The organism is Alloalcanivorax marinus (genome assembly GCF_016785095.1).
In the GTDB taxonomy this organism is placed as follows: Bacteria; Pseudomonadota; Gammaproteobacteria; order Pseudomonadales; family Alcanivoracaceae; genus Alloalcanivorax; species Alloalcanivorax marinus_A.
Genome location: NZ_JAEKJB010000009.1, coordinates 57,462 through 80,300, shown reverse-complemented (window position 1 = coordinate 80,300; position 22,839 = coordinate 57,462). Strand labels below are relative to the sequence as shown.

Genomic DNA, 22,839 nt, shown 5'->3' with positions numbered 1-22,839 from the left:
ATGGGAAGCACCTGGCGCCTTACCCTGGCGGGGTTGCTGGCGGCCGCCGTCGTGCCGGCCCTGGCCGACGACGCCGATAACGATCATCAACTGGGCGCGGTGACGGTTACCGCCGCCGGCCACGCCCAGCAATTGGAGGACGCGCCGGCGTCGATCAGCGTGATCACCCGCGAGCAGATCGAGCAGCGCTACTACCAGGATGCCACCGACGCCCTGCGCGACGTGCCCGGCGTCACCATCACCGGCGGCGGTGCCGGCGACGGGGGCAACGACATCGTGATTCGCGGCATGCCGTCCTCCTACACCCTGATCCTGGTGGACGGGCGCCCGCTCTCCACCCGGGAAACCCGCCCCAACGGCAGCGCCGGCTTCGAGCAGGACTGGCTGCCGCCGCTGCAGGCGATCGAACGCATCGAGGTGGTGCGCGGGCCCATGTCCACGCTTTATGGCTCCGACGCCATCGGCGGCGTGATCAATGTGATCACCCGCAAGGTGGCCGACGAATGGGGCGGCGGCATCCAGCTCGACACCATCTTCCAGGACGATTCCCGCTCCGGCGACATCCAGAAGGGGAACTTCAGCATCAGCGGCCCGCTGGTGAAGGACCGCCTCGGCCTGCAGCTTTATGGCAATACCTATAACCGTGAGGAAGACCGCTTCGTCGACGGCTACGAAGAGAAAAAGCTGAACGGCCTGGCCGCGCGCCTGTCGTTCACGCCCACCGACAATCAGGACTGGACCCTGGAAGCGCGTCGCGTCGACCAGCGTCGCCGCTCGCTGATCGGCTACAGTGCCCCCGCCGAGGGCTGCCGGGGTGGCTGCACCGATTCCGACAATGAATTCAGCAACGAAATCCTGTCGCTGAGCCATGTGGGCCGCTGGGATTTCGGTACCACCGACACCTATATCCAGCGCGAGGACGCGGAGAACGAAACCCGCGAGATGACCATCGTCAACACCACCGCCAAGAGCAGCCTGATGCTGCCCCTGGCCAATCACCTGCTGACCCTGGGCGGGCAGTTCGAAAAAGAGGAACTGTCGGATCGCACCTCCAACCAGATCTCCGACCTGACCGACGTGGACGCGTCCAAATGGGCGGCCTTCGTGGAGGACGAGTGGATGCTGCCGGGCAACGTCAGCCTCACCGGCGGCCTGCGCCTGGACGATGATGAAAACTACGGCAGCCACGTCAGCCCGCGCCTTTACGCGGTATGGGGCTTTGCCCCGCGCTGGACCTTGAAGGGTGGGGTTTCCACCGGCTTCCGCTCCCCGGCGCTGCGCGAGATCACCCCCGGCTGGGGCCAGGTGAGCCGGGGCGGCAACATCTACGGCAACCCGGACCTGGAGCCGGAAACCTCGGTGAACAAGGAACTGGGCCTGTATTTCAACGCTGGCCGGCCACTGCAGGCCAGCGTCACCGTGTTCCACAATGATTTCGAGGACAAGATCACCCGCATCGCCTGCCCGGTGACCGTGTGCACCGACGGCCCCAACTCCTTCGGTTCCGACCCCACCTACCGGGTCAACGTGGACGAGGCCATGACCCGGGGCGTGGAGGCGGCGCTGTCCACCAACATCGCCCGGGTGCTGGATATCACCCTGAGTTACAGCTATACGGATTCCGAACAGAAGTCCGGTGAGTACAAAGGCGAGCCGCTCAACCAGATTCCCAAGCATCTGGCCAGCCTGCAGATGGACTGGCGCGCCACCGACACGCTGTCACCGTGGCTCACCGTGCGCTACCGGGGCGAGGAAAGCCAACCCATCACCGGGCCTTCCAGCAGCAGTATCGTGGCGCCTTCCAATACCCTGGTGGATGCCGGTCTGGCCTTCCGGGTGAACCGCAACACCACCCTCAACACCGGTATCTACAACGTTGCCGACAAGGAGATTTTCCAGGACGAGTACGGCTACGTGGAAGACGGCCGCCGCTACTGGCTGGGCATGAAGGTCAGCTTCTGAGGACCCGCCCCCGGTAAAACCGAAAAGGCCGGCGAATGCCGGCCTTTCTCGTTCCCGGGGGAAGCGGGGACTTCAGCGCTGCTTCTCGATGCGTTCGCGCAGCCCGGAGTCATACTGGGCCAGTTGCGCGATCTGGTTGTATTTACGCACCTCCAGACCGGAGTCCTTCACCGCCTGGACCATTTCCTGCTGAGCCTGGCGCTGCATTTCCATGGCCTGCTCGGGCTCATCGGAGTTCTCCTGCACCTTGGTGCGGTATTCGCCCTTGATCTCCTCCACCTTCTCCTGGGCGTCGGCGAACTGCTGTACCTCGTCGTCGGAGATGTCCGAGGCGTTGCCCAGGGCCGGCTGGGCGGTCTGTGGCGCCTTCGGCGGTGGCTGCTGGCCGGCGGCGTTTTGCTGCGCCAGGGCGGCGCCGCTGAGACCGGCGGCGAGGAACAGAGCGGACAGAGAAAGAACGCGTTTTTTCATGGCAAAGCTCCTTTACGGCTTAACAAAGGGGACATATCTCCCGTGTCCCCTCATTGGGACCCGCCTCGATGGCGGAGTTCCGAATCGAAACCGTCAAATTCCGTAAAGGCGTCATTGTTCACATATGCCGTACGGGCATAAAAATAGCACCAGATATTTCTTTTAAATGTGTCGCCCATCCTTATCATGACGGTTCCAAGCCACCGATCTGGAACAAGGACAGGCAACGCCATGGGTAACGCGCAGCTGATCACACGAGTGGGCGACAACAGCGCCGGTCTCTCCCGGGACGCCATCGAGGATCTCAACCGGATCTACGCGCCCCTGGACTTCGAGGCCCGCATCCGCCGCGTTTATCAGGACTTCGCCCCCGAAAAGATCATGGTGACCTCCTCCTTCGCGGCCACCTCCGCCTATTTCCTGCACATCATTTCGCGCATCCGGCCGGAGCAGAAGATCCACTTCATCGACACCGGGTACCACTTCCAGCAAACCCTGGACTACAAGGAATACCTGGTGGAGAAGTTCAACCTGGATGTGATCGACCTGCGCGCCGACCCGCGCCAGCACCAGATCACCCAGGACGAACAGATGTGGCGCACCGACCCGGACCTGTGCTGCCAGGTCAACAAAGTGCAGCCCCTGGAAGACGCCAAGGAAAACTACGACCTGTGGATTTCCAGCCTGATGGGCTGGCAGACCGAGCACCGTGCCGGCCTGGAGGTGTTCGAGGAACGCCGGGGCATGATCAAGTTCAACCCGATGATCGATGTCACCCGGGAGCAGCGCGACGCCTACATCGCCGACCACGACCTGCCGTTCCATCCGCTGGTGGCGGAAGGCTACCACTCCATTGGCTGCAGCCACTGCACCTGGAAGGGTGAAGGCCGCGAAGGCCGCTGGCAGGGCTCCAGCAAGACCGAGTGCGGTATTCACCTTTAAGCGCACACCTCCACGCACCGCGCGACAGAGAAAAACGGGCTTCGGCCCGTTTTTTTTTGCGTCCCACGCTGTGAAACCGAATCGATGGTATCGATGGTTTTCATGCAGCTTAATCATTTTCAAGCATTGTTGCGCCCCTCTATATTCGTTTTCAGGCCCTCTTCATCGGTTCCCATCACACAACAAAAGAGGAGCGCGACACGATGAAGGCAACAACGATCCCCGCCTCGGGCGCTGATCACTCCGAAAACGACCGGCCGGTTCTCATGCTACTGCCCGGCATGGTGTGCAACGGTCGCGCCTGGCGTCACCAGGCCCGCCACCTGGCGGGCCGCTGCGAACCGCGCATCGCCGACTACGGCGACGCCCGCCATATGACCGACATGGCCCGGGCCGTGCTCGCCCAGGCCCCGGAGCGCTTTCTGCTGGCCGGCCATTCCATGGGCGCCCGGGTGGCCATGGAAGTACAGCGTCTGGCGCCCCACCGGGTTATCGGGCTGTGCTTCGCCGGCACTGAATACGGCCCTTGCCCGACCGGCGAGGCGGGCCGCCGGGAAACCGAGACCCGCAACGGGCTGCTGGCCCTGGCCCGGGAGCAGGGCATGCCCGCCATGGCGCGCCGCTGGCTGCCGGCGCTGATCCCCGAGGCGCGGCTCGCGGACGAGCCCCTGGTGGAGGACATTCTCGCCATGATCGCCGAGCACTCCCCGGACCAGTTGGAAGCCCACATCGCCGCCGGCGCGGCGCGCCCGGATTCCCGCGCGGTGCTGCGTTCCATCAGCGCGCCTACCTTGCTGCTGGCGGGCGCCGAGGACCGGCTGCGACCGCCGGCCGCCCACCGGGAAATGGCCGACCTGATTCCCGGTGCCCGGCTGGTGGAGATCCCCGCCGCCGGGCACATGCTCACCATGGAAAACCCCGAAGCCGTCAATGCCGCCCTGGATCAATGGGTCGCGGCATGCCGGCCTTTTTGTTCCCGAGGGGCGGAGGCCTCCCCGGCCCACCCCGTCAATGTCGACTAACAACAAGAGGATATGACGATGACCGAAGCCACTACCGTTACCGGCAATCCCGAGCGCATCGCCGCCCTGCGCAAGGCGAATCGCGTGGGCAGGCTGCATCACCACGCCTTCATGGCCCGGGACATGGAAGAAACCCGCCACTTCTACGAGGACATCCTTGGCCTGCCGCTGGTGGGCACCTGGGTGGAGCGGGTCAACCCGGTCACCGGTGAGCCGGACAACTACGTGCACACCTTCTTCGAGCTTAACGATGGCAGCTGCCTGGCGTTCTTCCAGTTCAAATCCGAGCAGGCGAGCCAGGACACGTCGGTGAACAAGTTCGAGGACATCAACCCCTTCGCTCACCACATCGCGCTCACCGTGGAAGGCAAGGACACGGTGCGCCATTTCAAGCAGAAGCTGGCCGACGCCGGTGTATCCGCCTTTGAAACCGACCATGGCTATTGCTACTCGATCTATTTCCATGATCCCAACGGCCTTCAGGTGGAACTGACCACCCTGGTACCGGCCACCGACCGTTTGATGAGCGAAGCCGCCGGCACCGCCCATGAGACCCTGGCCACCTGGCTCAAGGAAGAGGATATGGCGACCAACAACACCGCGCGCGGCGACGGCTGGGTGCGCGCCTGAGGGCGCCGGCAAGTGACAACAACAAAGCAGAGACAATGAGGTAACGACTATGTATCCCTACGCCGAAGGCCTGTGGGCGGCTCGCAATCAATGGTATGTGGCCGGCTGGAGCGACGAGGTCACCCGCGAACCGATGGAGCGCTGGCTGCTCAACGAACCGGTGGTGTTCTACCGCAAGGAAGACGGCAACATCGTGGCCCTGCACGGGCGCTGCCCGCACCGCCAGTTCCCGCTGGCCAAGGGCCGCGTGGTCGGCGACCGCCTGGAATGCGGTTACCACGGCTTCACCTTCGACCAGAGCGGCGCCTGCACGCGCATTCCCACCCAGGAAGCGATTCCCGCCTCGTGCCGCATTGATGCCTACCCGGTGGTTGAGCGCTGGAACTGGTTCTGGATCTGGATGGGCGACCCGGAAAAAGCCGACGAATCCCTGATTCCCGATCATGACATCGTCAAACTCACCGACCCGGACTGGCTGCCGGTAAAAGCCGCCACCCATCTGCTCAAGGCCCGTCACCAGTTGATGCACGAAAACCTGTGCGACCTGTCGCACCTGACCTTCCTGCACCCGGGCATCATTGGTGTCGACGCGGTGGCCGACACCGGCTTCGATGTCAGCGGCGAGGGCATGTGGTATCGGGATGCCCGCGCCATGTACAACCAGGAGCCCACCGGCTTTTTCTCCGACATCCTCGGCTATCACAAACCCATCGATCGGCTGATGTCCATGGAGTTCTACCTGCCGTGCCTGCACCTGGCCGAGGAAGTGTTCCTCGCCCACGACAAGAAGGACGGCGAACCGGGCCGCGAACTGGGCACCTACAAGGTGCACCACGCGGTGACTCCGGCCACCGACCACGAAACTCATTACTTCGTGGCCTACTCGCGTAACTTCGCCACCGACGACGACAACGTCACCAACATCATCAATGGCGCCTTCGCCGCCGTTCTGCAGCAGGACGTGGACGCGGTGGAAGCCCTTGAGGAGATGCTGCGAAAAAGTGGCGATGGGGGCTTCAAGGACTTTCTCGCCAAGGGCGATGTCACCTCCGTGAAGGTGCGCCGCAGCATGGAAGCTCTGATTCGCGCGGAACTTCCGCAGTAGTAGCCGTACCGGGGTGGAGGAGGGTGCCTGACTCCATCCCGGCTTTTTCGAGGTGTCCCATGTCCATCACCTGGATGACCCTGAAAGTCGTACGTAAAGATGTGGAAGCGGAAAACGTCGTCAGCCTGGAGCTGGCCGACCCCACCGGCAAGGAGCTGCCGACGTTCACCGCCGGCGCCCACGTTGATGTGGAAATCCGGCCCGGCCTGATCCGCCAGTATTCCCTGTACGGCGACCCGGAAGAGCGTCGCCGTTACCGTATCGCGGTGCTGCGCACCGAAACCTCCCGGGGTGGCTCGGTGACCGTGCATCAATCCCTGCGCCAGGGCGATACCGTGCGCGTCAGCGTGCCGCGCAATCATTTCCCGCTCAACGAAGGTGATCACCCGTCCATTCTGCTCGCCGGTGGCATCGGCATCACGCCGCTGTACGGCATGGCTCGTGCTCTGCACCGCCAGGGCGCCGAGTTCCAGTTGCATTACTGCGCCCGCAGCGAAGCCCGCTGTGCCTTTCTCGGCGCGCTTCAGGACGCGGACTACCGTGACCGGGTGCGCTTCTACCTCACCGGGCAGTCGCCGGACTACCGTCTGGACCTGGACGGGGTGATGAGCCAGGCCGCCGCGAACGCGCATTTTTATGTGTGCGGCCCGGCCCGCTTTATCGATCAGGTACTGGAAACCGGCCACCGTCATGGCATCGACGAGGAGCGGCTGCACCGGGAATTCTTCGCGCCGCCGGAACCCGCCGCCGACGCGGACCCGGATGGCGCCTTCGAGATCCGTCTGCAACGCAGCGGCCAGACCCTGGCGGTGCCGGCGGACAAAACCATCGCTCAGGTCCTCAAGGACCATGGCGTCGAGGTGGAGCTGTCCTGCGAGCAGGGGGTGTGCGGCACCTGCCTGACCACGTTGCTGGAAGGCCAGGCCGACCACCGCGATTTCTTTCAAACCGAGGCGGAGCAGGCGGCCAACGAGCAAATTGCCTTGTGCTGTTCCCGGGCCCGCTCGCCGTTGCTGGTCCTCGACCTGTGAACCGGGCCGGCCCCTGGCCGGCCCGTTAAAAAAACCGGAGAGAATAATGATAAGACAAGTGTCCCATAAAATGCATATAAGCAAAAACAGGACGAAATTAAATGCGTTCCCCGTGGCGCTGATCAGCCTCGGCGGCGCGCTGCTGAGCGCGCCGGCCACGGCCGCCGAAAACGGCAACATCTCCTGGCCAATCGGTGTGAACACCGTGCTCAACGGCGTCGCCACCGCCCCCGGGGAAAACCGCCTGTACAACTACACCCTGTTCTACAGTGCCAACCGGCTCAATGATGGCGCCGGCAATGACAGCGGCGTGGACGTGGACGCGGAAATTTTCGTCGACGCCCTGCGCCTCGACCATGGCTGGGGCATGATCGGGCGCAACACCCACCTGGTGTCCGGTTTCGTGCTGCCCTACGTGGACGCCTCCATCACCCTGTTCGGCGACGAAAGCACCGACAACGGCCTGGGTAACCTCAGCCTCAAGCCGCTGATCATCGGCACCCACAACGACGCCAACACCTTTTTCATGCAGATCGCGCCGCTGGATCTGGATGTGCCCACCGGTTCCTACGACCGGGACCGCGCCGCCAACGCGGCGGTGAACTACACCTCCTGGCAACCCAACGCCGGTTACAGCTGGTTCCCGGCGCCGGGCTGGGAAATCGGCGGTACCTTGTCGGCGGCGGTGAATACCGAGAACGACGACACCGATTATCAGACCGGCTGGCTGATGCACTACGAGCAGGTGGTGGCCTGGTCGATGACCGACAAGCTGCAACTCGGCGTGCAGGGTTTTTACTTCAAACAAATGTCGGACGACGAGCTGGACGGTCGCACCTACCTGGACGGCTACCGCACCCAAGGCGCCGCCCTGGGTCCGCAGGTCCGTTATGACTTCCGCCCCGGCGTGGCGGTGGTGGCCAAATACCAGAAGGAATTCGACTCGGAGAACAAGGCCGAGGGCGAACGCTTCTGGGTGCAATTCACCTTTCCCTTCTGAACCCGGAACAAGAGGACGAACAGCATGACGAACGACAATCGTGGCGTGGTCTACGTGGGCGACGGCAAGGTCGAGGTCCGCCCCATCGGCTACCCGAAAATGGAAGATCCGCGCGGCCGGCGCATCGAGCACGGCGTTATTCTCAAGGTGGTATCCACCAACATCTGCGGCTCGGACCAGCACATGGTGCGCGGCCGCACCACGGCGCCGGAGGGCATGGTGCTGGGCCACGAAATCACCGGCGAGGTAATCGAAAAAGGACGCGACGTGGAGAACCTGGCGCTGGGCGACATCGTGTCCGTGCCCTTCAACGTGGCCTGCGGGCGTTGCCGTTCCTGCCAGGAGCAACACACCGGGGTATGCCTGAACGTGAACCCGGACCGCGCCGGCGGCGCCTACGGTTACGTGGACATGGGCGGCTGGGTCGGTGGCCAGTCCGAGTACGTGCTGGTGCCCTACGCGGACTTCAACCTGCTCCGGTTCCCGGATCGCGACCGGGCCATGGAGAAGATCCGTGATCTCACTTGCCTGTCCGATATCCTGCCCACCGGCTTCCACGGCGCGGTCAGCGCCGGCGTGGCGCCCGGGCGCACCGTCTACATCGCCGGCGCCGGCCCGGTGGGCCTGGCCGCCGCCGCTTCCGCCCGGCTGCTGGGCGCGGCGGCGGTGATCGTCGGTGACGTCAACCCGCGCCGCCTGCAACACGCCAAGGCCCAGGGGTTCGAGATCGCCGATCTGTCCCTGGACACACCACTGGTGGACCAGATCGAAGCGCTGCTCGGTGAGCCGGAAGTGGACTGCGCGGTGGACGCGGTGGGCTTCGAGGCGCGCGGTCACGGCCGCGAGGGCGCGCGCAGCGAAGCCCCGGCCACGGTGCTCAATGCCCTTATGGAAGTGACCCGGGTGGCCGGCCACATCGGCATCCCCGGCCTCTACGTCACCGAGGACCCGGGCGCCGTGGACGGCGCCGCCAAACTCGGCAACCTGAGCGTGCGCTTCGGCCTCGGCTGGGCCAAGTCCCACGCCTTCCACACCGGCCAGACCCCGGTGATGAAATACAACCGGCAACTGATGCAGGCGATCCTGTGGGATCGCATCAACATCGCCGAGGTGGTTAACGTGCAGGTCATCGATCTGGACCAGGCGCCGGAAGGCTACGGCGAATTCGATGCCGGCGTGCCGAAGAAATTCGTGCTCGACCCCCACGGCCTGGTGCCGGCCTGATCCGATCAAGCCAAGGGGCGTCGCTCCCCTTGGCTTCCCTGTCCCCCGCCCCGACCGTTACTGCAACAGATCCAGCAATCGCCGTACACGTTGATCTTCCGGATAGTGAGACAGTATCTCCTGGGCATGGATCAACGCCTCTTGCCGGCGACCCGCGCGGGCATTGAAGGATGCCGCGGCCCAGAGCAAATCGTGATCAAACGGGTGCTTGCGGATGGCGTCGTCGATCAGGGAAAGCGCCTGTTCTGGTTCGCTGTCGAAAAGCGCCACCGCCAGCACATAGCTGTAACGGGGGTTGCCGGGCTGTAGCCGATGGGCTTTCTGAAACGCGTCCAGCGCCTCCTCGTTGCGGCGCTGGCGCACTAGAGAGAGCCCCAGCGCCTCGTGGAGCCTGGCGGAAGTGGGGGCATGCGATAGCCCGTCGAGCAAGACCGCTTCGCCTTTCGACTCCCGCTCTCGGGATGACCAATAGCTGGCAAGGTTGAGATAGCTCTGCGGGCTGGATGGATCACGCTCGATGGCGAGCAACCAGTGCCGCGCCGGGTTGTCCCGCCGTAACGCCATTTCCAGCAGTGCCTTTCGATTCAAATATTCGGCGCGATCACTGTTTAGTCGCAGTTCCTTTTCATAGTCCTCAAGCGCGGACGACAGGGCTGGCGGGGCGTTTGGGGCGCCCGCCAGGAGTCGTGCCGCGCTGGACCGAAGGCTTCGGTACTGGTCTTTGAGCAACGGTGCCAAGACCTCGGTCCTCTCTTCGGCGGGCAGTCCCGCTGCGCTTTCCAGGGCGCCCTGGCGTAGCAGCGGATCGTCACTCCGCAGAAGGCGCGCCAGTATGGGTCGGTTTTCCCGATCCAGCGGGTCCAGTCTGGCGGCGGCACTGGCCTGCACCATGGGAGAGTGGGTCCTTGAGGTGGATAGGCGCCGAAGATCCGGCTGTGCCGATGGATCTCCCGCATCAGCTGCTGAAAAGATCATGCCATGGTGCTGGGTGCGCCAGCGGCCGTCCGGATGTTGTTCGCGGAGCTGGCGCGCGGCCCACGCCGGTGACTTGTCGTCATGGCACCCATTGCAAGCATTGGGAACGCCCAGCGTTACGCTGAGATCGGGTCTCGGTACGGCGATACGGTGATCCCGGCGTGGATCCACTTTCATATAAGTGGTTTCCGGCATATGGCAGTTAACGCATTGCGCGCCTTCCGCCCCAGGAGGATGAAAGTGATGATCGGGCCGGTCGAATTGCGCCTCGGCATGGCAGCGGGTGCAGAGTGTATTGTCTGGCGCGTAGGTTTGTTGAGTGTGTGGATCGTGGCAATCAACGCAGCTCACGCCCGCCATGGCCATCCTGCTTTGCTCAAAGGAACCGGTGATGAAAACCTCGGCCCGTTGTTGGCCGTCGGCATGGTACAGGGGAGGATGAATCAGCTCCGGTCGATAATGATCGAGGAAGGCGCCACCGTCTTGCATGCCTTCCCGAACCGGGTGGCGGAGGCTGTGGCATTGTGCGCAAACCTCCTGCCCGTCATTACCCTGACCCTTACTTACCTTATGGGCGGCGCTTTCACCCGCCGCCCGTCGCCAATCGGATTGGCGAGGGGCGTCCAGAACCCGCTGCAATCCAGAATGCGCCAATGTTTTGTCGCCCCGCGCCCATCGTATGTGCATGCTCGCCGGGCCATGGCAGGATTCGCATCCCACCCCGAGCTCGGAAAATCTGCTTTCAAATCGCTCCTGTTCGGGGAGGTAGTTCTTTTGAAAGTTGGTGACGTGGCAATCCGCGCACATGGCATTCCAGTTCTGGTCCGGTCGCAGCCAATGAGCTGGCCCGGCGGCGCCGTCGCCATCCGGGGTATCCAATGAGAACCAACGTTGCCCGCCCTGGTTGACTGGTCGGCTGTCCCAGGCCACGGAGAACGCTTGCAGCCTTCCTCTCCCCACATCCAGAAGATACTGTTGCAGGGGGCTGACCCCGAAGGTATAGAGGACCTTGAATTCCCGTTCGGGTCCTTCCGGTCCCGCGGTTCGGATCATGAAGTCGTTGTCGCGGCGAAGGAAGGTGGCGGCGATACCGGGTGCTTTGAAGTCCACGCCATTGAAGTCGCCGAGCACGGTTTCGGCGCGGGCATGTTGCATCGCCCGGGCGTGCTGGCTGTCCCGCCAGCTATGGTAAACACCCTGGTGACAGCCAGCGCAGGTCTCAGAGCCGACGAAGGTCGCGTCTTCTGCACTGGCCATCGTGTCAGCGGTCGAATCCGTGCTTGCCCGGAAAAGTGTAAAACACAGGGAGGCGATAAGGAGTAAGAACGCGGTAACCGCCAACGGTATGCGTCTATTCATGGCACCCCGGGGGCTCTTCCTCGACCAATTGCGGGCAGCCCGCGAGCCGCCCTCGTGAATCGCGACCGGGATTCTATCGGATGAATTCCGGCCACGGATACGGGTTTAGCTGGACGCCGACCCGCTCCACATAGTTGTCCCACTCCTTCTTGAGCCGCTTGGCGACCTTGGGGTTTTCTTTGTAGAGATCACGGGTCTCACCTCTGTCGGCGTTAAGGTCATAAAGCTGCCACTGGCCGGTGCCATTGGGGGGATCGATCCAGAGCATCTTCCAATCGCCTTGGCGAATCCCTCTGCGGCTGAACAATTCCCAGCCCACGGCATGGTCCTGTTCGGGCATGATGTCAATGTCGCCGGAAATCATTGGCAGCCACGAACGTCCCATTGGCGTGATGACGTCTCGTCCGTTGTACTTGCCGCCGGGCACCGGGATTCTGGCAATATCCAGTATGGTGGGAAGGACGTCCATCACATTGATAACGCTCCTGTTCGGTGCCCCGTCACCGTCCACTCCGGGCATGCTGATGATCAAAGGAGAGGATATGCCGCCCTCCGAGGTCATCGTCTTGGTTCCGCGAAGCGGCGTGGAGCTGACATGCGCCCAGTGTGGCCCATACATGACATAGGACGTTCCGGTTCCCATGTTCTTCATGGTGTTGTCGTAGTATGCGAAGGTGGGCTCGAAAAGGCCCTTGCCGGTGGTGCCGTCGGCGCCGTTGTCCGAGAAAAACAGAATCACGGTGTTTTCCAGGTCACCGGATGATTCCAGGTAATTGATCACTCGGCCGATGTTGTGATCCATGTTATCAACCATGGCCGCGTATATCTCCATGCGCCTGGCTTCCCGCGCGCGTTCTTGATCAGGGAGTTGCCGCCAGCTCGCCGCCAGACCTTCATCGCTGGAGACGGTGTCGGTGGCATCAGTCAGACCGAGCGCCTTCATCCTTTCCAGGCGGGCGCGTCTGATGGCCTGATAACCCGAGTCGTAACGTCCCTGGTATTTTTCGATGTAGGAGGTTGGCGCCTGAAGCGGCCAGTGCGGTGCCGTGTAGGAAAGCATGGCGAAGAAAGGGGCTTCGTCGTCGGAGTCATGCCGCTCTTTCAGATACGAGAGCATTTTGCTCGTATAGAAATCCGAGGAGTAAAAGTCCTTGGGCAGGTCCGTAGGTTGGTCGTTCTCGGTGTATTGCGCTTTCGGCATTTGTTGCTGGCCAGGGGGGATAAAGGCGCCATCCTGATTAAAGTGATTGGCTGCGCCGTCCAGCAGCGCGAAGGAACGTTCGAAGCCCCGGGCACCGGGTCGGTTGGCCCGAGAACTACCCAGATGCCATTTGCCGGTCATGTACGTGTGGTAACCGTGATCGAGCAGTATTTGCGGTAATGATAGCGCTTTGTCGTTCAATTCCCCTTCGTAACCAGGCTTGCCCTTTGCCCCGGGGGTCAGCGGGAGGTTCTCGGCCATAGTGCCCAGGCCCACCAGGTGATGATCGGCCCCCGAGAACAGCTGCGCGCGGGTGGGCGAGCAGGCCGGAGCGACATAGAAGTCGGAGAAAACGCGACCTTCATTGGCGAGGTCATTCAGGTTGGGCGTATCGATTTCCCCGCCAAAGGCGCCGATATCGGAATAGCCGAGATCGTCGGCCACGATCACCAGCACGTTCGGGCGCGGTTTGGTGTCCGGGACGGCGGAGAAAGTGGTGGTGGCGACGCAGGAGAAAGAAAGCGCGATCAGAATTCTGGACCAGTCTGCAAAATAGCGAGGCATGGTGGGTTCCTTTTTTCAGGTAGTGAGCTTAGAGAAGAAAGCTGTGTCTTATGCCGATCTGGAAAGCGCGTGGGTCGGCGCCGGATGGCAGGTTGGAGACAAAGCTCGGCGGTCCTTGCAGACCACCCACCTGGGCATGAGTCTGGAAGTCGTATTTAGCGTTCTTCTGGTTAAAGATTCTTGAGTAGCTGACATACAAATTGGTGGAGCGGGTCAGGAAATAGGAATAGCCCGCCATGCCGAATTGCGCGCCGGAATCATCTATTCCCGATATTTCGGAGGCTCTGGCGTAGGTGCCGGCGAAAACATGCTTGCCGTGGCGGTACCAGACCGGAACGCCGACGGTGGTGCGGGTCATGCCGGTGGCATAGTTCGGATCGTCGGTGGTCTGCCGGTCGACCACCACCGCCGCGTTCAGCCCTTGTTTCGGCGAATAGCTGAGCGCGAACCGGTTGCCGCGAATCCGGAAGTCATCCACGGCGGAAATGGAACTGCTGTTTTCCGTGCGCAGGTGAGAGTACAAAGCGAACCAATTACCGTTGGTGTAGGTGAAAGTACCGCCATAGAGCCGGCCGGCGTTGCCGGACGTGGTGAGTTCCTCATTCGGACGCGCGAAGAAATAGGACGTCTTCAGGCCTTTCCAGGCCGGGGTGCTGTATTCGACGACGTTGCGAACCCGTCCGCCCGCCGATGATGAGAAGGTCTGTCCATTGCCGTAGACGAGCGGCAGCATCAGGGTGCTCATGCCCATATAAGCGGCGGCGCCATCCCACCGCAGAATGCCCGTCGGGTTGTGCACCTGAAAGTAGCCGGCCTTCAATGCTCCGTATCGGCGACTTTTCAGGCCGATGTAGCACTGGTCCTCGCAAAAACCATTATTGATTGAAGAGGGTTCGGTACTCCCGGAGCTGTCGAACATGGTCTGAGCCACGGCATGTACGCTGAGGTCATCATTGATGTCATGGTCGGAGCGCAGGGCGATCCACGAATAGGAATCGCTGACCTTGATCTGGTCCTTTATATCCGGAGTGGCGCCGACGTGCTCAAGGGTCAGGTTGATAGCCCCGTATATCGATAAGCCCTCCGCTTGCAGGGGAGGACACGTCAAGCAGGCACCTAGCAGTGTCGCGACAGCGAACTTTCTAATCATGAAAACTCCATATTACTTTTTTTGCTTATAGGGAGGTTTTTTGTTGTTTCGACGAGCAATCGTTTATTGGCAACGTCTGACGTCGGATGCTAGGTGGGCCTGATTATCGACAAAAATGATTTGTTTGAATTGTTATCAACGATGGGGTCGATGATCGGCCGGCAGGCCCTCGGGGTGCCGATCAGGAGGATGGAGAGGAGATGTGAGGGGGAGGCGCGCCGCGTTCAGGGCGTTTCGTCACGAGGCCTGGTGTCCTTGAGCACGCGCCGGATCTGTTTGGCGAACGCCTGGCTGGCGGCGGGTACGCCGCCGCCACGCATCCACAGCAAGCCCGGGGTGCGGATCGGCGTCGGGTTTTCCAGGGGCACCACGCTGACGCCGTCGGTGTCGGCGATGGCGATCTCGCCGACGATGCCGGCCAGCTCGGATTTACGGATCAGCTGGATCATGGCGCCGATGGAATCCAGCTCCACCACCACCTGGGGCTGGGCGTTGGCGGAGCGGAAGTGTTCGTCGATCAACTGGCGGGTGGAGTACTGCGGCGGCAGCAGGGTCATGCGCAGGTTGTTCAGTTCCACCATGCGCACCCGCTTGCGGCTGGCGAAGGGATGCCAGTCGGCCACCACCAGCACCATTTCCTCGTTGTAGAGCGGTTCGAACCAGAGGTCCTGGTCGTCCGGCGGCCGGTAGGCGATGCCGAGATCCAGGTCGCCGGATTTGAGTCGCTCGACGATGCGGTGCTGGGGCAGCTCCTCCACCTTGATGCGCAGGGCCGGGTAGCGGTCCAGGAAGGCGGAGATGCAGGCCGGCACCAGACGGGTGTTGAAGCTCTGGATCACCGCCACGCGCACCTCGCCCTGCACCGCGTCGGAGGGCTGGTGGAGTGTGCTGACGGCGCCGTCGATCTGCTGCAGGGCCGGCATGATGCGGCTCAGGAAGGTGTCGCCGGCCTCGGTGATCACCACCCGCTTGCCGATGCGCTCGAACAGGCGGGTGTCCAGCTCGGTTTCCATCTGCTTGATCTGGTGGGACAGGGTGGACTGGGTGACATGGCACTTCTCGGCGGCGCGGGTGAAGTTGAGGGTTTCCGCCAGGGCGGCGAAATAGCGCAGGTGTCGGAGTTCCATGGGGCGTTTCTACCGTCTGTGTGGACTAGTGATGCCATCGATCATTTTTATGGATATTTATCACTTTCAACAACTATAGCCCCCTTCTACGCTTTGTTGAAATGTCACTCATCGGATGGATCAGAATAATGAAGATTGGTAAGGAAACGGTTCCCAAGACCGCCATCTGTACCTCCAACCAGGACACCATCGTGGTGCGCGGCCTGGACCTGTGCCAGGACGCCATCGGCAAGCTGTCCTTCACCGATTATTTCTACCTGCTGCTTACCGGCCGCCAGACCACGCCGGCCACCCGGGCGGTGCTGGACGCCACCCTGGTGGCTATCGCCGAGCACGGCCTGGTGCCCAGCGTGCAGGCGGCGCGCATGACCTACGCGGCGGCGCCGGAGGCGGTGCAGGGCGCGGTGGCCGCCGGGTTGCTGGGCTGCGGCTCGGTGATCCTGGGCGCCGCGCAACAGGCCGGTGAACTGTTCGACGCCATCGACCGGCGCGCCCGGGAGCAGGGCGAGGACCTGGACCGGGCCGCCCACGCGGTGGTGTCCGAGTACCGCGCCGCCAAACGCGCCATTCCCGGCTATGGCCACCCCCTGCACAAGGCCCGTGACCCGCGCGTGGCGGCGCTGTTCAAAACCTCCAGCGAGGCCGGCGCCGGCCAGCGTTACGTGGAGATCGCCGAGGCGGTGGAGCGGGTGATTCCGGACGTGGTGGGCAAGGACCTGCGGCTGAACGTGTCGGCGGCGATTCCGGCGGTGCTGCTGGGCGCGGACTTCCCGCTCAAGGCTTTGCGCGGGGTGCCGATTCTGGCCCGCAGCGCCGGCCTGATCGCCCACCTGTTCGAGGAAATGAACCACTCCATCGGCTTCGCGCTGTCCTATCAGGCGTCCCGGGAAGTGGAATACCAGGGCGAGGTGCCCGCCGGTTTCGAGGAGCAAGGCTCATGATCAAGGTTCTCGAAGGAGTACGGGTGATCGAGCAGGGCACCTTTATCACCGGGCCCAACGCGGGCATGTTGCTGGCGGACCTGGGCGCGGAAGTGATCAAGGTGGAAAGGCCGGGCAGCGGCGATCCGTTCCGCGCTTTCAAGGGCGGCCTCTACAGTCCCCATTTCCAGACCTACAACCGCAATAAGCGCAGCGTCACGCTCAACACCAAGGAGCCGGAGGACCTGGCGCTGTTCGATCAGCTGATCGCCGACGCCGACGTTTACATCCAGAATTTCCGCCCCGGCACCGCCGAGCGCCTGGGCGCCGGCGAGGAGCGTCTGCGCGCCATTAACCCGAAGCTGATCTACTGCTCGATCAGCGGTTTCGGCCAGGATGGACCGGCCGCCGGCCGCCCGGCCTACGACACCGTGGCCCAGGCCGCCAGCGGTTTTCTGGGGCTGTTGATCAACCCGGAGAATCCGCGCGTGGTGGGCCCGGCCATGGCCGATGCGCTGACCGGCTTCTACGCCGCCTACGGTATTCTCGGCGCGCTCCATGAACGCCATCGCACTGGCCGGGGCCGGGCGGTGGACGTGTCCATGCTGGAAGCCATGTGCCACTTCAACCTGGATGCCTTTACCCATTACTTCGCCGAGGGCGAGGTGATGACCCCCTACAGCCGCCCCAGCGTGTCCCAGTCCTATGTGCTGGAGTGTGGCGATGGCAAGTGGATCGCGCTGCACATGTCCTCGCCGGAAAAATTCTGGCAGGGCCTGGCCAACGCCATCGACCAGCCGGACCTGCTGCGCGATGAACGCTTCAGCAGCCGGGAGAAGCGCATCGAGCATCAGGAGCAGTTGATCGAGCTGTTGGGGGAGCGCTTCAAGCAACGGGACCGGGCCACCTGGTGCCAGCGGTTGGAACAGGAGGACGTGCCCCACGCGCCCATGTACGACAGCAGCGAGGCGCTACGCGACCCCCAGGCCCGCCACCTGCAGCTGGAGATCAACGCGCCTCACCCGGCCGGTGGCGAATGGCGCACGGTGCGCTCGCCGGTGAGCTTCGACCACCAGCCGCCGCTCACCGTGACCGCGCCGCCGGAGCTGGGCGATTACGACGAGGCGCTGCGCTCGGCGGCCCGGTCGCGGCTGGTGAAGGAGGGCTGATCCGGCCCGTCGCCACTTGCATCGATGACCGGGAACCGGGAAGCTTGCCGGCATGAAACGCCCCTTCCGATTCCTGGCCATCGTCGGCCTGTTGATCCTGTCCCTGGTCGCCGCCTGGCGCGGCGGCCTGCTGCCTGGCGTGCCGGCCCCCTGGCACGATGACCTGCGCATCCTGCATGAAGACCGGGACGGCACCGCCGTGATGGTGGTCGAACTGCGCAATACCGGCACCCGCACCCGCTGGCGCAGCGAGGGCGAGGATCACCGCATCGATATCCGCCGCCTCGGCCCCACCCTGTATGAACTGGACATCACCCAGTTCGATGACCGGGTGGAGCCGACCCTGCGGCGGCGCATGCACACCGAGCTGCAGTTGGAGCCGGGCCGCACCGAGGTGGGCGGGTTCCGCTTCACCGAGCCGGGCAAGCCGGTGCAGCGGCAGTTGGTGGAGATCGTGCTCCCCGACCCGGCCGCCTGAGCCGCCGCGACAAAACGCCGCATTTCCTTTCCGCCGCCGATCGCTAGGCTGGCGCGCGATATTCACGTCTGGAGTATGCCGTGTTTCGCCCGCCCGCCCGCGCCGACCGCCTCGGCCTCTTTCTTGCTCTGTCCCTGTTCATGCCCGGCTTCGCCGGGGCGCAAACCCCGGAACATCGGCTGCAAGCCGTGGAGGTGGCGGACCAGGCCGATGCCCCGGTGACACCGACCACTACCGACGGCCTTCTCGGATTGAGCCAGCGGGAAACCCCGGCCACGGTGAACACCGTGGACCGGGACGACATCGAACAACTGGGCCTGCGCAATCTGATCGAGCTGTACCGCAGCGCCCCCGGCGTGGCCGCCGGCAATATTCCCGGCTCGCCGGCGTCGGTGTCCATGCGCGGCCTCACCGATGTGGGTTATCTGTTCGATGGCGTGCGCGTGGCGGACCCGTCCATGGTGTCGCGCAACCTGGATACCTGGAATCTGGAAAAGGTGGAAATCCTCAAGGGGCCGGCGTCCGTGCTGCACGGCAGCGGCGCCCTGGGCGGCACTATTAATCTGGTGACCCGTAAGCCGAGCCTGGCCGGTGATCGCGTGGACGGCATGATCGAATACGGCAGCCATGACAGCCTGCGTCTGGGGGTCGGCGCCAACCGGGTGGTCAACCCGAACGTGGCGGTGCGCGCCGACCTGAGCCACGGCCGGAGCAACGGCTACGTGGACGACACCGACTCGGAAACCACCGCTCTGACCACCGGCATCCTGGTCCAGGCCACCGACCGGTTGACCCTGAGCGCCGCCGTGGATCTGTACAGCGACCGCTACGCCACCCCCTACCAGGGTACGCCGCTGGTGCCGGCCAGCGTGGCCCGCGACCCCAGCGACGTGGTGTCCGGTGGCGGGCTGGTGCTGGATGAATCGATGCGGGACAACAACTACAACGTGCGCGACGGCGAGATGACCGCCGACAGCCAGTGGCTGCGCACCAAGGCGGACTACCAGCTCAGCGACCGGTGGAGGCTGATCAACGAACTGAGCCTCTACAACGCCAACCGGGACTGGGCCAACTCCGAGGACTTCAGCTACAACGATGCCACCGGGCAACTGGATCGCGGCACCACGCGCATCAACCACCATCACCGGTTCGCCACCGATCGCTTTTACGGTGTTTATGATGGCCGGCTCGGCGAGCGCCGCCACCGCCTGGCGGTGGGCGCCGAATACCAGTACACCGACTTCGACAGCCGGCGCCGGTTCGGCGCCACCAGCTCGGTGGACCCATTCGACCCGGATCGCGGTTACCTGCCGCCCAATACCGACGCCAACTATGGCTCCCGGGCGGACTACGACAGCCAGGTCTCCGGCGGCGCCTTGTTCCTGGAGGACGCGCTCAACCTGACCCCCAACTGGGTCATTGTCAGTGGCCTCCGTTATGAGTACCTGGACCTGGACCGTGGCATCGACGACCTGGCCGCCGGCACCCGGGAGACCTTCGGGCAGACCTACGAGGATCTGTCCTGGCGGCTGGGCACGGTCCATGACCTGAACAACCAGGTGCAGGTGTTCGCCCAATACAACCGGGCGGCGGTGCCGGTGAGCGGGTTGCTGTTGAGCCGCGCCAGCAACGTGGAGTTTGATCTGAGCAAGGGGCGGGCCGTGGAAGTGGGCAGCCGCGCGGCCTTGCTGGATGACCGCGCCACTCTGACGGTATCGCTGTATCGCCTGGATCAGGACGACATACTTACTCGCGACCCGGCCAATCCCGCCCTGTCCGTGCAGGGCGGCCGCCTGCGGGCAGAGGGCGTGGAAGTGGACCTGACCCTGCGGCCCCACGAGCGCTGGTGGGTGAATCTCAACGGCGCCTACAACGATGCGGAATACGACGAGCTGCTGGGCGCCGGCGGCGTGGATCTGTCCGGCAACCGGCTCACCAATGTGCCGGAGAAAACCGCCAACCTGAGCAGCGCCTATACGCTGGCGGCCCTGCCGCTGACCCTGGGCGGCGCGGTGCGTTACAGCGGCGATTTCTACACCAGCACCGCCAATGAATACCGGATCGACGAGCGCACCCTGGTGGACGCCTGGATCAGCTATCCGCTGGCCGACGGCACCCTGACCCTGCGTGGCCGCAATCTCACCGACGAGTTCTACGCGGACTGGTCCGGCTACAGCGCCACCCAGGTCTACATCGGCGAGCCGCGCACCGTGGAGATCGGCTGGACCGGGCGCTTCTGATGGCGGCCAACGGCTACGCCACGGCGTGGCGCTGGCATTTCCATGCGGGGCTGTTCACCGCCCCGTTCCTGCTGATCCTTTCGGTCACCGGCGCCATCTACCTGTTCAATGATGAACTGAACGACTGGCTCTACCCGCAACTGCGTTTCGCGCCCGGCGGCACCATGATTCAGCCCGCCGGGAATCTGGTGGCGGCGGTGCGTGCCCGCTACCCGGACGCCACCGTCACCCGCATCGACATGCCGGTGCAACCGGGGCGCAGCGCCGAGCTGTTCGTGACCCCGAAGCAGGGCGAGCCGTTGCGGGTGTTCGTGGACCCCTCCGACGGTGCCGTGCTGGGCGACTACGTGTACAGCCATACCCTGGTGGGCTTCGCCGACCGGATGCACGGCTCGTTGTTGCTGGCGAAGGGCGGCGATGCCCTGGTGGAGCTGGCCGCCAGCTGGGCGCTGATTCTGGTGGTGACCGGCCTGTATCTGTGGTGGCCGCGCGGTCGTGGCGGCGGGTTCCGCTTTCGCCGCCGCCGGGGCCGGGCCCGGTGGCGGGAGGTGCACCGCCTCACCGGCGTGTACGCCGCATTGCTGATCGTGTTCCTGATCGTCACCGGGCTGCCCTGGGCCGGTTTCTGGGGCGACCGGGTGCTGACACCGGTGAGCAACGCTCTGGGGATGGGTTACCCGCCACAGCTGCGGCATCACGACGGTGGCAGTGGCAAGACGTTGCTGGATACGCTGGGGGAAGCGCCCTGGGCGCTTCAGCAGGCGCCGCTGCCGGCGGTGCCCGAGCCCGTCCACGATCATCATCATCACGCCCTGGGCGCGGCGCCGGACACCTCCGTGGCGGCCATCAACCGGGTGCACCGGGCTCTGGCCGACCACGGTTTGCCGCTGGCCTACCGGTTGTCCATCCCCGCCGAGGCCGGCGAGCCCTATAGCGCCTACACCTACCCGGCGCGTCCCCAGGGGCAGCGCACTCTGCACCTGGACAGCGAGGGGAGGGTGCTGGTGGATACCGGCTTCGCGGAATACGGCGCCATCGCCAAGGCGGTGGAATACGGCGTCGCCCTGCACATGGGCAATTACTTCGGGCGCGCCAACCAGGTCGTCATGCTGCTGGCGTGCGTGGCCATCGTCGCCCTGGTGATCACCGGGTTGGTGATGTGGTGGCGGCGGCGCCCGGTGGGCGGTTTCGGCGCCCCCGCCGCGCCGCCGGTGCGCGCCCGTACCCTGGTGCCGCTGCTGGTGGTGGTGCTCGCGCTGCTGCCGTTGGCGGGGCTCAGTCTGCTGCTGGTGCTGATCGTGGACCGCTGTCTGGTGGCGCTGGCGGCCCGGTCCGGGGCGCGTTAGCGCGCCCGGGCCAGGGCCGGCTGCAGGTCCGGATACACCGCCGAGGTGGCCTTGATCACCTCGGCGAAGGTGGCGTTGTCGCCGTGTTCGCTGATCAGCCAGCGGGCCATGTCGTCCACCGAGCGGAACGACAGGTCCGAGGTGGCACGGATGTAGTCCCAGCCACCGGAGGCCTGAATGGCGGTGTCGCGGCCGGTGCTTTTACCGATCTTGGAACCGGCGCTGCCGCCAAAGAAACTGCCCAGCAGACCGCCACCGGGGACCTTTTCCATCAGCTTGCGGCCGGCGTAGGCACCGGCGGCGGTGCCCAGGGCGGAACCGGTGGCCGCGCCCATGCGCGCGTTGATGGCCTTGTCCACCCATTCGGCGGCGACGCCGTCGCTGGTATAGGGGCTCAGGTAGGCGCCGCCGTTACCGGTGATCACCAGGCTCGGGGCCGCCGGCACGGGCTGGCCGGCCACGGGCGGCGCGGGTTGGTCCTGCCGGGCCGGCGTGGCCCGGGCCGCCATCAGCGTCTCGGCGCTGGCGCGGCCCTGGTAGCCGCGAATCATCACCAGGTCGCGCACCGGGCCGTCGTTTCCACTCCGCACCCGCAGCCGCACCGGGGTGCCCGGCTGGCCACGGATAACGCTGGCCGCCTGGGTGGGGCCGTAGCCATACAGGGACACCGGTTCCGCCTCCGGCGGCGAGGCCACCGCCAGAATCCGGTCACCGGGTTTGAGTTCGCCGTTCTGTTCCGCCACCGAGCCGGAGAAAATCGCCATGATGGTCGGGTAGCCGTCCTGGGCATGGAGGCTGGCGCCGATGGCGCCCGGCGCCATTGGCGGGGTGGTGGCGCAACCGCTCAACTGGGCGAGCAGGAGGACAGCCGGCAGGCAATGGAGCAATCGGAAAAGGCGTACGGTCATCGTCGTTCCTTGGTG

At 64.3% G+C, this 22,839-nt stretch carries 19 protein-coding genes; 13 read left to right on the top strand and 6 right to left on the bottom strand.

All coding sequences use genetic code 11. The annotated features are described in order from the left end of the window. Complete coding sequence (locus JF515_RS12140) at positions 1-1,962, top strand: ligand-gated channel protein (protein WP_203104707.1); 1,962 nt, start codon at positions 1-3, stop codon at positions 1,960-1,962. Positions 1,963-2,034: 72 nt separating this feature from the next. On the opposite strand, the gene JF515_RS12135 is transcribed toward JF515_RS12140, so the two are convergent. Further along, a complete protein-coding gene (locus JF515_RS12135) occupies positions 2,035-2,433 on the bottom strand; it encodes a DUF4168 domain-containing protein (protein ID WP_203104706.1) in 399 nt (132 codons plus the stop codon). A 231-nt stretch (positions 2,434-2,664) separates the two neighbouring features. On the opposite strand from JF515_RS12135, the gene JF515_RS12130 reads away from it, so the two are divergent. From JF515_RS12130 to fdhA, 7 genes are all read left to right on the top strand, one after another. After that, positions 2,665-3,375 carry a phosphoadenylyl-sulfate reductase gene (locus tag JF515_RS12130; protein WP_203104705.1) on the top strand — a complete coding sequence of 237 codons (711 nt, stop codon included), beginning with the start codon at positions 2,665-2,667 and terminating at the stop codon, positions 3,373-3,375. Positions 3,376-3,578: 203 nt separating this feature from the next. Next, on the top strand, positions 3,579-4,397 hold the full coding sequence (locus JF515_RS12125) for an alpha/beta fold hydrolase (RefSeq protein WP_203104704.1): 819 nt from the start codon (positions 3,579-3,581) through the stop codon (positions 4,395-4,397). Between the two features lie 18 nt (positions 4,398-4,415). After that, positions 4,416-5,027 carry a VOC family protein gene (locus tag JF515_RS12120; RefSeq protein WP_203104703.1) on the top strand — a complete coding sequence of 204 codons (612 nt, stop codon included), beginning with the start codon at positions 4,416-4,418 and terminating at the stop codon, positions 5,025-5,027. A 49-nt stretch (positions 5,028-5,076) separates the two neighbouring features. Continuing rightward, positions 5,077-6,132, top strand: a complete 1,056-nt coding sequence (locus JF515_RS12115; RefSeq protein ID WP_203104702.1) for an aromatic ring-hydroxylating dioxygenase subunit alpha — start codon at positions 5,077-5,079, stop codon at positions 6,130-6,132. A gap of 59 nt (positions 6,133-6,191) precedes the next feature. Then, positions 6,192-7,163 (top strand): PDR/VanB family oxidoreductase, encoded by a 972-nt coding sequence (locus tag JF515_RS12110; RefSeq protein ID WP_203104701.1) that lies wholly within the window; start codon positions 6,192-6,194, stop codon positions 7,161-7,163. A gap of 112 nt (positions 7,164-7,275) precedes the next feature. Further along, the gene (locus JF515_RS12105) at positions 7,276-8,163 is read left to right on the top strand and encodes a transporter (RefSeq protein ID WP_203104699.1); all 888 of its coding nucleotides are present in this window, start codon (positions 7,276-7,278) and stop codon (positions 8,161-8,163) included. A 24-nt stretch (positions 8,164-8,187) separates the two neighbouring features. Next, positions 8,188-9,387 carry a formaldehyde dehydrogenase, glutathione-independent gene (gene fdhA, locus JF515_RS12100; RefSeq protein WP_203104697.1) on the top strand — a complete coding sequence of 400 codons (1,200 nt, stop codon included), beginning with the start codon at positions 8,188-8,190 and terminating at the stop codon, positions 9,385-9,387. Between the two features lie 57 nt (positions 9,388-9,444). Here the strand turns inward: fdhA and JF515_RS12095 are convergent, their stop codons facing one another. The 4 genes from JF515_RS12095 to JF515_RS12080 form a co-directional block, all read right to left on the bottom strand. Further along, the gene (locus JF515_RS12095; protein WP_203104695.1) at positions 9,445-11,721 is read right to left on the bottom strand and encodes a multiheme c-type cytochrome; all 2,277 of its coding nucleotides are present in this window, start codon (positions 11,719-11,721) and stop codon (positions 9,445-9,447) included. Between the two features lie 73 nt (positions 11,722-11,794). Continuing rightward, complete coding sequence (locus JF515_RS12090) at positions 11,795-13,486, bottom strand: arylsulfatase (protein WP_203104693.1); 1,692 nt, start codon at positions 13,484-13,486, stop codon at positions 11,795-11,797. Positions 13,487-13,514: 28 nt separating this feature from the next. Then, entirely contained in the window at positions 13,515-14,636 is a 1,122-nt protein-coding gene (locus JF515_RS12085) for a porin (RefSeq protein WP_203104691.1), read from the bottom strand. Positions 14,637-14,860: 224 nt separating this feature from the next. After that, a complete protein-coding gene (locus JF515_RS12080; RefSeq protein ID WP_203104689.1) occupies positions 14,861-15,763 on the bottom strand; it encodes a LysR substrate-binding domain-containing protein in 903 nt (300 codons plus the stop codon). Positions 15,764-15,891: 128 nt separating this feature from the next. Between JF515_RS12080 and JF515_RS12075 the strand changes: the two genes are divergently transcribed. The 5 genes from JF515_RS12075 to JF515_RS12055 all read left to right on the top strand — a co-directional run bounded on the left by JF515_RS12075 (position 15,892) and on the right by JF515_RS12055 (position 21,916). Further along, positions 15,892-16,704, top strand: coding sequence for a citryl-CoA lyase (locus tag JF515_RS12075; protein WP_203104687.1), 813 nt, complete (start codon positions 15,892-15,894; stop codon positions 16,702-16,704). Continuing rightward, complete coding sequence (locus JF515_RS12070) at positions 16,701-17,852, top strand: CaiB/BaiF CoA transferase family protein (protein ID WP_203104685.1); 1,152 nt, start codon at positions 16,701-16,703, stop codon at positions 17,850-17,852. The genes JF515_RS12075 and JF515_RS12070 overlap by 4 nt, the downstream gene beginning before the upstream one ends. Positions 17,853-17,904: 52 nt before the next feature. Further along, the gene (locus JF515_RS12065; RefSeq protein ID WP_203104683.1) at positions 17,905-18,330 is read left to right on the top strand and encodes a hypothetical protein; all 426 of its coding nucleotides are present in this window, start codon (positions 17,905-17,907) and stop codon (positions 18,328-18,330) included. Between the two features lie 80 nt (positions 18,331-18,410). Continuing rightward, the gene (locus tag JF515_RS12060) at positions 18,411-20,570 is read left to right on the top strand and encodes a TonB-dependent siderophore receptor (protein ID WP_338015210.1); all 2,160 of its coding nucleotides are present in this window, start codon (positions 18,411-18,413) and stop codon (positions 20,568-20,570) included. Beyond that, positions 20,570-21,916, top strand: coding sequence for a PepSY-associated TM helix domain-containing protein (locus JF515_RS12055; protein ID WP_203104681.1), 1,347 nt, complete (start codon positions 20,570-20,572; stop codon positions 21,914-21,916). The genes JF515_RS12060 and JF515_RS12055 overlap by 1 nt, the downstream gene beginning before the upstream one ends. Here JF515_RS12055 and JF515_RS12050 read toward each other — a convergent pair. Further along, complete coding sequence (locus JF515_RS12050) at positions 21,913-22,824, bottom strand: hypothetical protein (protein ID WP_203104675.1); 912 nt, start codon at positions 22,822-22,824, stop codon at positions 21,913-21,915. The two genes, JF515_RS12055 and JF515_RS12050, sit on opposite strands and share 4 nt — an antisense overlap. Positions 22,825-22,839: the final 15 nt, after the last annotated feature.

Excerpts from the sequence above, each read along its gene's own strand:
- JF515_RS12140 (WP_203104707.1), top strand. The coding sequence starts at position 1 with ATGGGAAGCACCTGGCGCCTTACCCTGGCGGGGTTGCTGGCGGCCGCC.
- JF515_RS12135 (WP_203104706.1), bottom strand. The coding sequence starts at position 2,433 with ATGAAAAAACGCGTTCTTTCTCTGTCCGCTCTGTTCCTCGCCGCCGGT.
- JF515_RS12130 (WP_203104705.1), top strand. The coding sequence starts at position 2,665 with ATGGGTAACGCGCAGCTGATCACACGAGTGGGCGACAACAGCGCCGGT.
- JF515_RS12125 (WP_203104704.1), top strand. The coding sequence starts at position 3,579 with ATGAAGGCAACAACGATCCCCGCCTCGGGCGCTGATCACTCCGAAAAC.
- JF515_RS12120 (WP_203104703.1), top strand. The coding sequence starts at position 4,416 with ATGACCGAAGCCACTACCGTTACCGGCAATCCCGAGCGCATCGCCGCC.
- JF515_RS12115 (WP_203104702.1), top strand. The coding sequence starts at position 5,077 with ATGTATCCCTACGCCGAAGGCCTGTGGGCGGCTCGCAATCAATGGTAT.
- JF515_RS12110 (WP_203104701.1), top strand. The coding sequence starts at position 6,192 with ATGTCCATCACCTGGATGACCCTGAAAGTCGTACGTAAAGATGTGGAA.
- fdhA (WP_203104697.1), top strand. The coding sequence starts at position 8,188 with ATGACGAACGACAATCGTGGCGTGGTCTACGTGGGCGACGGCAAGGTC.
- JF515_RS12095 (WP_203104695.1), bottom strand. The coding sequence starts at position 11,721 with ATGAATAGACGCATACCGTTGGCGGTTACCGCGTTCTTACTCCTTATC.
- JF515_RS12090 (WP_203104693.1), bottom strand. The coding sequence starts at position 13,486 with ATGCCTCGCTATTTTGCAGACTGGTCCAGAATTCTGATCGCGCTTTCT.
- JF515_RS12085 (WP_203104691.1), bottom strand. The coding sequence starts at position 14,636 with ATGATTAGAAAGTTCGCTGTCGCGACACTGCTAGGTGCCTGCTTGACG.
- JF515_RS12080 (WP_203104689.1), bottom strand. The coding sequence starts at position 15,763 with ATGGAACTCCGACACCTGCGCTATTTCGCCGCCCTGGCGGAAACCCTC.
- JF515_RS12075 (WP_203104687.1), top strand. The coding sequence starts at position 15,892 with ATGAAGATTGGTAAGGAAACGGTTCCCAAGACCGCCATCTGTACCTCC.
- JF515_RS12070 (WP_203104685.1), top strand. The coding sequence starts at position 16,701 with ATGATCAAGGTTCTCGAAGGAGTACGGGTGATCGAGCAGGGCACCTTT.
- JF515_RS12065 (WP_203104683.1), top strand. The coding sequence starts at position 17,905 with ATGAAACGCCCCTTCCGATTCCTGGCCATCGTCGGCCTGTTGATCCTG.
- JF515_RS12055 (WP_203104681.1), top strand. The coding sequence starts at position 20,570 with ATGGCGGCCAACGGCTACGCCACGGCGTGGCGCTGGCATTTCCATGCG.
- JF515_RS12050 (WP_203104675.1), bottom strand. The coding sequence starts at position 22,824 with ATGACCGTACGCCTTTTCCGATTGCTCCATTGCCTGCCGGCTGTCCTC.